This is a genomic window from Pseudoalteromonas sp. SR45-5 (assembly GCF_014163565.1).
GTDB classification, from domain to species: Bacteria; Pseudomonadota; Gammaproteobacteria; order Enterobacterales; family Alteromonadaceae; genus Pseudoalteromonas; species Pseudoalteromonas distincta.
In genome coordinates this window covers 1-10,186 of the sequence record NZ_JACJDN010000072.1, presented here as the reverse complement: position 1 = coordinate 10,186, position 10,186 = coordinate 1, and the positions used below count along the sequence as shown (strand labels likewise).

General features: G+C 41.6%; 8 protein-coding genes. All 8 read right to left on the bottom strand.

What is annotated here, in order from left to right; translation table 11 throughout:
• Positions 1 to 868: succinate--CoA ligase subunit alpha (sucD, locus tag H5072_RS04605; RefSeq protein ID WP_182692847.1), on the bottom strand; the 868-nt coding region annotated here is incomplete at its 3' end.
• Complete coding sequence (gene sucC, locus H5072_RS04600) at positions 868 to 2,034, bottom strand: ADP-forming succinate--CoA ligase subunit beta (RefSeq protein ID WP_002961809.1); 1,167 nt, start codon at positions 2,032 to 2,034, stop codon at positions 868 to 870. The genes sucC and sucD, both read right to left, overlap by 1 nt.
• 177 nt (positions 2,035 to 2,211) lie before the next feature.
• On the bottom strand, positions 2,212 to 3,729 hold the full coding sequence (gene odhB, locus H5072_RS04595) for a 2-oxoglutarate dehydrogenase complex dihydrolipoyllysine-residue succinyltransferase (RefSeq protein ID WP_039487977.1): 1,518 nt from the start codon (positions 3,727 to 3,729) through the stop codon (positions 2,212 to 2,214).
• A gap of 3 nt (positions 3,730 to 3,732) precedes the next feature.
• Positions 3,733 to 6,552, bottom strand: a complete 2,820-nt coding sequence (sucA, locus tag H5072_RS04590; RefSeq protein ID WP_033021680.1) for a 2-oxoglutarate dehydrogenase E1 component — start codon at positions 6,550 to 6,552, stop codon at positions 3,733 to 3,735.
• 91 nt (positions 6,553 to 6,643) lie between these two features.
• Positions 6,644 to 7,360, bottom strand: coding sequence for a succinate dehydrogenase iron-sulfur subunit (locus H5072_RS04585; RefSeq protein WP_002961804.1), 717 nt, complete (start codon positions 7,358 to 7,360; stop codon positions 6,644 to 6,646).
• A 10-nt stretch (positions 7,361 to 7,370) separates the two neighbouring features.
• Positions 7,371 to 9,143, bottom strand: coding sequence for a succinate dehydrogenase flavoprotein subunit (sdhA, locus tag H5072_RS04580; protein ID WP_002961801.1), 1,773 nt, complete (start codon positions 9,141 to 9,143; stop codon positions 7,371 to 7,373).
• Positions 9,144 to 9,491, bottom strand: a complete 348-nt coding sequence (gene sdhD / locus H5072_RS04575) for a succinate dehydrogenase, hydrophobic membrane anchor protein (RefSeq protein WP_002961798.1) — start codon at positions 9,489 to 9,491, stop codon at positions 9,144 to 9,146. It abuts the gene before it with no gap.
• Complete coding sequence (sdhC, locus tag H5072_RS04570) at positions 9,482 to 9,859, bottom strand: succinate dehydrogenase, cytochrome b556 subunit (protein ID WP_122975019.1); 378 nt, start codon at positions 9,857 to 9,859, stop codon at positions 9,482 to 9,484. The genes sdhD and sdhC overlap by 10 nt, the downstream gene beginning before the upstream one ends.
• Positions 9,860 to 10,186: the final 327 nt, after the last annotated feature.

Genomic DNA, 10,186 nt, shown 5'->3' with positions numbered 1-10,186 from the left:
AGCCTGTTTTCTCTTTAAGTGCTTTACCGATTTCAGCAAGTGAACGTACAGTTTTTACGCCCGCAGCTTCTAATGCAGCAAATTTCTCATCAGCAGTACCTTTACCGCCTGCGATGATTGCGCCAGCGTGACCCATACGCTTACCTTCTGGTGCAGTAACACCAGCAATGTAAGATACTACAGGTTTAGTTACGTTAGCTTTGATGTACTCTGCAGCTTCTTCTTCTGCAGTACCACCAATTTCACCAATCATTACGATTGCTTCAGTTTGTGGATCTTTTTCGAACATTTCTAGAACGTCGATAAAGTTAGTACCTGGGATTGGATCACCACCAATACCAACACACGTAGACTGACCAAAACCAGCATCAGTAGTTTGCTTAACCGCTTCGTACGTTAAAGTACCAGAGCGAGAAACAATACCTACTTTACCAGGTTTGTGGATGTGACCAGGCATGATACCAATCTTAGTCTCACCAGGAGTAATAACACCTGGACAGTTAGGACCGATCATACGAGTACCTGTTTGATCTAGTTTAACTTTAACGTCAACCATATCAAGCGTAGGGATACCTTCAGTGATACAAACAATCAGCTCGATGCCAGCATCGATAGCTTCTAAGATTGCATCTTTACAGAAAGGAGCTGGTACGTAGATAACTGAAGCAGTTGCGCCAGTTTCTTGAACAGCATCACGAACTGTGTTGAATACAGGAAGACCAAGGTGCGTTTGACCGCCTTTACCTGGGCTTACACCACCAACCATTTGTGTACCGTACTCAAGCGCTTGCTCTGAGTGGAAAGTACCTTGGCCACCAGTGAAACCTTGACAGATAACTTTTGTATCTTTATTGATTAATACAGACATTATTTGCCCTCCGCAGCAGCAACAACTTTCTCAGCAGCGTCTGTTAGTGATTCAGCAGCAATGATATCTAGACCTGAGTTCTTAAGAACTTCACGGCCTAATTCAGCATTAGTACCTTCTAAACGTACAACTACAGGTACATTTACGCCAACTTCTTTAACTGCGCCAATGATACCTTCAGCAATCATGTCACAACGTACAATACCGCCAAAGATGTTTACTAAAACAGCTTTAACATTATCGTCAGAAAGGATGATTTTGAATGCTTCAGAAACACGTTCTTTAGTCGCGCCGCCGCCAACATCTAGGAAGTTAGCCGGTTTGCCGCCGTGTAGGTTTACGATGTCCATAGTACCCATTGCTAGGCCTGCACCGTTAACCATACAACCAACATTGCCATCTAGAGCAACGTAGTTAAGCTCGAAGCTTGCTGCGTGTGCTTCACGTGCATCTTCTTGAGATGGATCGTGGAACTCACGGATTTTAGGTTGACGGTAAAGTGCATTACCATCAATACCGATTTTTCCGTCAAGACAGTGAAGGTTACCTTCGTCTGTAATTACTAACGGGTTGATCTCAAGTAGTGCGAAATCAAAATCAGTAAACATGTTACCAAGACCCATAAAGATCTTAACAAACTGCTTCATTTGTACTGGGTTAAGACCCAATTTAAAGCCTAGCTCACGTGCTTGGTAAGCTTGAGGACCCACTAATGGATCAATTTCAGCTTTGTGGATAAGCTCTGGTGTTTCTTCTGCAACAGTTTCAATTTCAACGCCGCCTTCAGTAGACGCCATGAAAACTACTTTGCGAGATGCACGGTCAACTACTGCACCTAGGTACAATTCGTTAGCAATGTCAGTACAGCTTTCAACTAAAATTTTAGCTACTGGCTGACCTTTCTCGTCTGTTTGGTAAGTAACTAGGTTTTTACCCAACCAGTTAGCTGCAAACGCTTTTACTTCGTCGATAGTTTTTACTAGCTTTACACCGCCAGCTTTACCACGTCCACCTGCGTGAACCTGAGTTTTAACAACCCACATATCACCGCCGATTTTTTCAGCAGCTGCTGCAGCTTCTTCAGGTGTATCGCAAGCGAAACCCTGAGAAACTGGTAAACCATATTCGGCAAAAAGTTGTTTTGCCTGATACTCATGCAAATTCATGATGCTTTATCCAATTTTTTATACTAAAAGAGCTGAATATTTTTTCAAATAAACAACTATCCCAAATTGCGCACCTAGTATAGATCCCAAGGCTTAACATGAAAACCCCAGTAAGACCAAAGGCGCAAAAAAAAAGCTGTGAATGTTCATTCACAGCTTACATTTCATACAACTAGATTAAACATCTAGCAATAAGCGAGTTGGATCTTCAAGTAACTCTTTAATAGTCACTAAGAAACCAACTGATTCTTTACCATCAATGATACGGTGGTCATAAGAAAGAGCTAAATACATCATAGGAAGTATTTCTACTTTACCATTTACAGCCATCGGACGGTCTTGGATTTTATGCATACCCAAAATTGAAGACTGTGGCAAGTTAATGATAGGTGTAGATAGTAATGAACCAAATACGCCGCCATTAGTAATAGTGAAATTACCACCGGTCATATCTGCAAGCGTTAGCTTACCATCACGACCTTTAAGTGCTAATTCACGAATACCCTTTTCGATTTCAGCAACAGATAGTTTGTCACAATCTTTAAGTACTGGAGTAACTAGACCACGTGGAGTAGATACTGCGATGCTGATATCAAAATAGTTATGGTAAACAATATCGTCACCATCAATTGATGCATTAACATCTGGGAAGCGTTTAAGTGCTTCAGTTACCGCTTTCACGTAGAAAGACATGAAACCTAAACGAATGCCATGACGCTTTTCAAATACTTCTTGGTACTGCTTACGAAGGCTCATGATTGGTTCCATGTTCACTTCGTTGAATGTTGTTAACATTGCAGTTGAATTTTTAGCTTCAAGAAGACGTGTAGCAATCGTTTTACGCAGGCGAGTCATAGGAACACGTTTTTGAGTACGATCGCCCATCGGTGCTGCAGGAGCAGAAGCTTCTGCTTTTTTAGCCGCTGGCGCTGGTGCTTTTAAGAACGTATCAACGTCTTCTTTAGTTACGCGGCCATTTTTACCCGTGCCGTTAATTTTAGAAGCGTCTAAGCCTTTCTCAGCAATTAAACGACGAACTGATGGTGTTAACACATCTGAACTTTCGCTAGAATCTGCTGCTGGCGTTTCGTCTGCTTTTGCAGCTGGAGCCGCTGGTGCACCGCCTGCTTTAACCGAACCAATTACTTGCTCGCCTAGTACAGTATCGCCTTCGTTGTGAATGATATCACCCATGATGCCATCTTCTTGAGCTACTACTTCAAGAACAACTTTATCTGTTTCAATATCTACCAAGTTTTGGTCGCGTGTTACTGCGTCACCTGGTTGTACATGCCATGTAGCAATTGTTGCGTCTGCAACTGATTCTGGAAGTACAGGTACTTTAATGTCCACTTCTTTACCTTCTGATGCTGGTGCTGATTGCGCCGCTGGCGCGTCTTCTGATTTAGCTGGTGCTGATTCTTCTTTAGATGAACCTTCACTTGCTGGCGCTGCATCAGCATCACCAAGTAAACCCATAACTTGATCGCCAAGTACGGTTGCACCTTCTTCTTGTGATATTTCTGTAATTACACCGTCATGCTGTGCAACAACTTCTAAAACCACTTTATCTGTTTCAATGTCTACTAAGTTTTGATCGCGAGTTACTTTGTCGCCAACACTTACATGCCATGTAGCAACGGTAGCATCTGCAACCGACTCAGGAAGAACAGGAACTTTAATTTCTGTGCTCATTGCTTATCCTTTATTTTCTATAGTAAGCGCGTCGGCAACGAGCGCTTGTTGTTCTTTAGTATGTACTGACATGTAACCACACGCTGGTGATGCAGACGCTTTACGTCCTGCATATTTTAATTTAGCACCTTGTGGGATTGCATCAATAAAGTGATGTTGTGAACAATACCATGCACCTTGGTTTTGTGGCTCTTCTTGACACCATACAAAATCAGTTACGTGTTGGTAACGCTCCATAATTGTTTGCATTTCGTCATGTGGGAACGGATATAACTGCTCAACACGAACAATAGCAATATTATCTTGCTCTAGCTTACGACGCTCTTGTAATAGTTCGTAATAAACTTTACCACTACAAAATACAACGCGTTCAACTTTCTCAGGGTTAATATCATCAACTTCGTCGATCATATTATGGAAAACACCATGCGATAGCTCTTCAAGCGATGAAGTTGCAAGAGGATGACGAAGCAACGACTTAGGCGTCATAACAATCAACGGACGACGTAGTGGTCGAACTGATTGACGACGAAGCATAGCGTAAACTTGTGCAGGAGTAGATGGAACACATACTTGCATGTTGTGATCAGCACATAGTTGTAGGAAACGCTCTAAACGAGCTGAACTATGTTCTGGACCTTGTCCTTCGTAGCCATGTGGTAACAAAATTGTAAGACCACATAAACGGCCCCATTTTTGCTCACCAGAACTTAGGAATTGGTCAAATACAACTTGTGCACCGTTGGCGAAATCACCAAACTGTGCTTCCCAAAGTACTAATGAAGTAGGCTCTGCAGTTGCATAACCGTATTCAAAAGCAACAACAGCTTCTTCAGATAAAACAGAGTCAAATACTTCAAAAGTACCTTGATCTTCGCTTAAGTGCTGTAGAGGTGTATAAGTAGCGCCGTCTGATTGACTGTGAACAACAGCATGACGATGGAAGAATGTACCACGCCCTGAATCCTGACCAGTTAAACGAATGTCAGTGCCTTCAGTTGCAATTGTTGCATAAGCAAGTGTTTCTGCCATACCCCAATCTAGAGGTTTCTCACCAGAAGCCATTAATTTACGATCATCGTAAATCTTTTTAACGCGTGACTGTGCTTTATATTGCTCTGGGTAAGAAGCGATTTTCTCACCGAGTGCTTTGAGCTCTTCAACAGGTACGCTGGCATCGTAATCAACATCCCATTCATGGCCAACATACTTTGCCCAATCTGAAGAATGCGATGTCTCTGGTTGTATTTCTGAAACAACACAGTTGCCTTCGTCTAATGCATTACGGTACTCATCAGCAAGTGCTTTTATTTCTTGTTCAGAAAAAGAGCCTTCAGCTATAAGTTGATCTGCGTAAATTAAACGTGGAACTGGGTGCTTTTTAATTTTTTGGTACATAACAGGCTGAGTTGCATTAGGCTCATCAGCTTCATTGTGACCATGGCGACGGTAACATACTAAATCGATTACTACGTCACGTTTAAACTGGTTTCTGAAATCAAGTGCAATTTGAGTAACAAATGCAACTGCTTCAGGGTCATCAGAGTTAACATGGAAGATAGGTGACTGAACCATTTTAGCAATGTCAGTACAGTAATCTGTAGAGCGTACATCGTCTTGTTTTGATGTAGTAAAACCAACTTGGTTATTTACAACAATACGAATACTACCACCACAACTAAACGCGTTAGTTTGTGATAAGTTAAACGTTTCTTGTACAACACCTTGGCCTGTAACCGCAGAATCACCATGAATTGTAATTGGTAAAGCTTTAATACCAGAACTGTCACCTAAGCGATCAAGACGAGCACGTACTGAGCCCATAACAACTGGATTTACAATTTCAAGATGAGACGGGTTAAACGCAAGCGCCATATGAACATTGCCACCTTTAGTAGCAAAGTCAGATGAATAACCCATGTGGTATTTAACATCGCCAGAACTTAATGTTTCTTTATGTTTACCAGCAAACTCATCAAATAATTCTGATGGATTTTTACCAAGTACATTTACAAGAACATTTAAACGACCACGGTGAGCCATACCAATAACAGCTTCTTGTTGGCCGCTTTCACCTGCGCGGTGAATAAGCTCTTTTAACATTGGAACTAGCGCATCGCCACCTTCAAGTGAGAAACGCTTAGCACCTGGGAACTTAGCCCCTAAATATTTTTCAAGTCCGTCAGCAGCAGTTAATCCTTTTAGGATACGCAGCTTTTCGTCTTTTTCGAATTTTGGCCTAGACTGGACAGATTCTAAACGCTGTTGTAACCAACGCTTTTCCTCTGTTGATGTGATGTGCATATACTCAGCGCCAATTGAACCACAATATGTAGTTTTTAGTGCTTGGTATAGTTCACCTAAAGGCATAGTATCGCGGCCTACGGCAAACGATCCTACGTTAAACTCGCGGTCAAAATCACTTGAAGATAAGTCGTGGTACTCTAGCTCTAAATCTCGTACACGCTCTCGTTGCCAAATACCTAATGGATCTAGGTTTGCATTTTGGTGTCCACGAAAACGGAAAGCATTAATAAGTTGTAGAACTTTAACCTGTTTAAGGTCACCGCCACTACCCTCTGCTACCACTACTTCTCTATGCTTGTTTTTTGCAAGCTGTGCAAACTGCGTTCGAACTTCTGAATGTTTTACTTCAACATCCACACCATCAACTTTAGGTAATTGTTCGAACACTTCTCGCCATTCATCTGGCACAGAAGTCGCATCGTCTAAATACGCTTCATAAAGCTCTTCTACATAAGCAACGTTGCCGCCGTTTAAATGTGAAGATTCTAGCCATGCCTTCATCACACCTTCGTGCATTTATAAGCCCTTTTCTTTAGCGCAGAAATTAATAGTTATCATAACAAGATGGCTAATAATCTGTATTAGCCATCTTACGTTTACTAAGTAATCAAACCGCTCGGTTTAATAACATAGATTTGATTTGCCCAATTGCTTTAGTCGGGTTAAGACCCTTAGGACAAACGCTAACACAGTTCATGATACTGTGGCAACGGAACACACTGAACGCATCGTCTAAATCCGCTAAACGTTCTTCAGTTGCTGTATCTCGGCTATCAGCTAAGAAACGGTAAGCGTGAAGAAGGCCTGCTGGACCAATGAACTTGTCTGGGTTCCACCAGAACGAAGGACACGATGTCGAACAACATGCACACAAAATACACTCATATAGCCCATCTAATTTATCACGTTCTTCAATAGATTGAAGACGCTCGCCTGCTGCAGGCTGATCATTAATTAAATAAGGTTTAACTTTTTCGTACTGAGTGTAGAACTGACTCATGTCAATAACAAGGTCACGAACCACAGGTAAGCCTGGTAACGGACGTACTACAATTTTACCTTTGCCATTTTTTTGTAGCGTAGATAAAGGAGTAATACATGCTAAACCATTTTTACCATTCATGTTAACACCATCAGATCCACACACACCTTCACGGCATGAACGACGAAAAGATAGTGTAGGATCTTGTTCTTTTAAAAGAATAAGTGCATCTAACACCATCATGTCGTGACCTTCCTCTGTTTGCAAGGTGTATTCTTGCATACGAGGAGCGTTGTCAACATCTGGATTATAACGATAAACTGAAAATTGTACTTGTGCCATCGTCTATCTCCTAGTAAACACGTGCTTTAGGTGGGAAAGCTTCACGCGTTTTAGGCGCATAGTTTACATCACGCTTACTCATTTCATCCGTTACAGGATTGAATACTGAGTGACATAACCAGTTTTCGTCATCACGATCTGGGTAGTCAAAGCGAGAATGTGCACCACGGCTTTCTGTACGGAAGTTTGCAGCTACTGCAGTTGAGTAAGCTGTTTCCATTAAGTTATCTAGTTCAAGACATTCGATACGCTGCGTATTGAAGTCTGATGATTTATCATCAAGACGAGCATGTTGCAGACGTTCACGAATTTCTTTAAGTTCTTGAAGACCTGAAGCCATTGAATCGCCTTCACGGAATACCGAGAAGTTAAGCTGCATACATTGCTGTAGGTCTTTTTTGATTTGAACTGGATCTTCACCTTGGCCAGCCGTTGAATTTTCCCAACGGTTGTAACGTGCAAGAGACGCTTCTAAATCTGACTCTGAAGCCGCTTTTGATACTTCAACATCTTTAAGGTATTTACCTAAGAAGTTACCAGCAGCGCGGCCAAATACAACTAAATCTAGTAATGAGTTACCACCTAGGCGGTTTGCACCGTGTACAGATACACATGCAATCTCACCAACAGCAAATAAACCTTCAACTACTTTTTCGTTGCCTTGAGCATCGATTTGTAGCGCTTGTCCATTTACGTTAGTAGGAACACCACCCATCATATAATGACAAGTAGGAATTACTGGAATTGGCTCTTTAGCTGGATCAACGTGAGCGAAAGTTTTAGCTAGGTCACATACGCCAGGAAGACGTAGGTTAAGCGTTTCTTCACCTAAATGGTCAAGTTTCAGCTTGATATGAGGACCCCAAGGACCATCACAACCACGACCTTCACGGATTTCAGTCATCATTGAACGCGCAACAACATCGCGAGACGCTAAGTCTTTTGCATTTGGTGCGTAACGTTCCATGAAGCGCTCGCCATCTTTATTTAAAAGATAACCGCCTTCACCACGACAACCTTCAGTTACTAGCGTACCAGCACCTGCAATACCCGTTGGGTGGAACTGCCACATTTCCATGTCTTGCATAGAAATACCAGCGCGTGTTGCCATACCAACACCGTCACCGGTGTTAATGTGAGCATTTGTTGTTGATGCGAATATACGACCTGCACCACCAGTGGCTAATACAACTGCTTTAGATTTGAAGAAAGTGATTTCACCTGTTTCAATCTCAATTGCTGTACACCCTACTACATCGCCATTGTCGTTTTTAACTAAGTCAAGTGCATACCACTCAGAGAATACATTTGTTTTGTTTTTAACGTTTTGTTGATATAGAAGATGAAGTAAAGCATGACCAGTACGGTCAGCTGCAGCAGCAGTACGTGCGGCTTGTTCACCACCAAAGTTTTTCGATTGACCACCGAAAGGACGTTGGTAAACACGGCCATTTTCAAAACGAGAAAATGGTAGTCCCATGTTTTCTAATTCAGTAATAGCTTCTGGGCCAGTTTGACACATGTATTCAATAGCGTCTTGGTCACCGATAAAATCGGAACCCTTAACGGTATCGTACATATGCCATTCCCAGTTGTCTTCGTGTGAATTACCAAGCGCTACTGTAATACCACCTTGAGCAGATACAGTGTGTGAGCGCGTTGGAAATACTTTAGATATTAATGCACACGTTTTGCCAGATTCTGTAATTGCTAAAGCAGCGCGCATACCAGCACCACCTGCACCAATTACTACGGCGTCAAATTCACGAACAGAATATTTCACTTAAACACCCCATAATACGATTAGACCAATAGCTACGTAAGCAACGGCCATTAGGTTTAAAACAAAACCTAATACAGCACGCAACTTCGAACACTTAACATAGTCTGTAAGAACTTGCCAAAGGCCAATGCGGGTATGAACCATAATGCAAATAAGGGTAATTAAAGTAAACCCTTTCATTGCTAGGTTAGAGAAGAGGCCTGTCCAGGCTTCGAAAGTGACTTCTGGCGTCGCTAAAAAATAGCCGATAATAAAAATCGCGTACGCGCTGATTATTAATGCCGTGGTACGTAAAGATACGAAATCTTGTACACCATCACGTTTTAGAGTTGCTTGATTTAAAACCATATCCACACCCCTGCCAATACGGCAAACACAACACCAAGAGCCATTGATACTTTAGCGCTGAGGTTACCTGATTCAAGTTCTTCCCAATGTCCCATATCCATAATCATATGACGGATGCCACCAATAAGGTGATAACCTAATACAGAAACAGTGCCCCAAGCTATAAATTTGGCAATGAATCCGTTAAACAGACCCTTGACGAATTCAAAACCTTCAGCTGAAGAGAGAGACTCAGACCAAGCCCAAATGACAAACGTTAAAGCAAAAAACAATGCAACACCGGTGACGCGGTGAAAAATTGAAGCTTTAGCCGTTGCCGGCATAGATATAGTTGTTAGATCTAGATTTACAGGTCTTTGCTTTTTCACAGTTACTTGCCCATCTTTGCTCACAGTGGAGCTCATCTACTTGTTTTTCTAAAAACCCACCAAATATTACTGGTGGAACTATCAGAATAAACGTATCAAAATAGTTAAAGTTCACAAAACAGTAAATTTTAAGCTGTTAAGAATATGTTTACCCAAATACAATACGGTTTAAAACCACCGTTAGTATATATACCCACAGGACTTTTTACAATTCTTGTTTATTTAGAGATGTTTGCGAATTAGCCAATAGTATTATATTTAATTAATACCGAATATTTATTATACATATATGCATAATGTTTATAAAAATTGACTTTAACCCCCTCT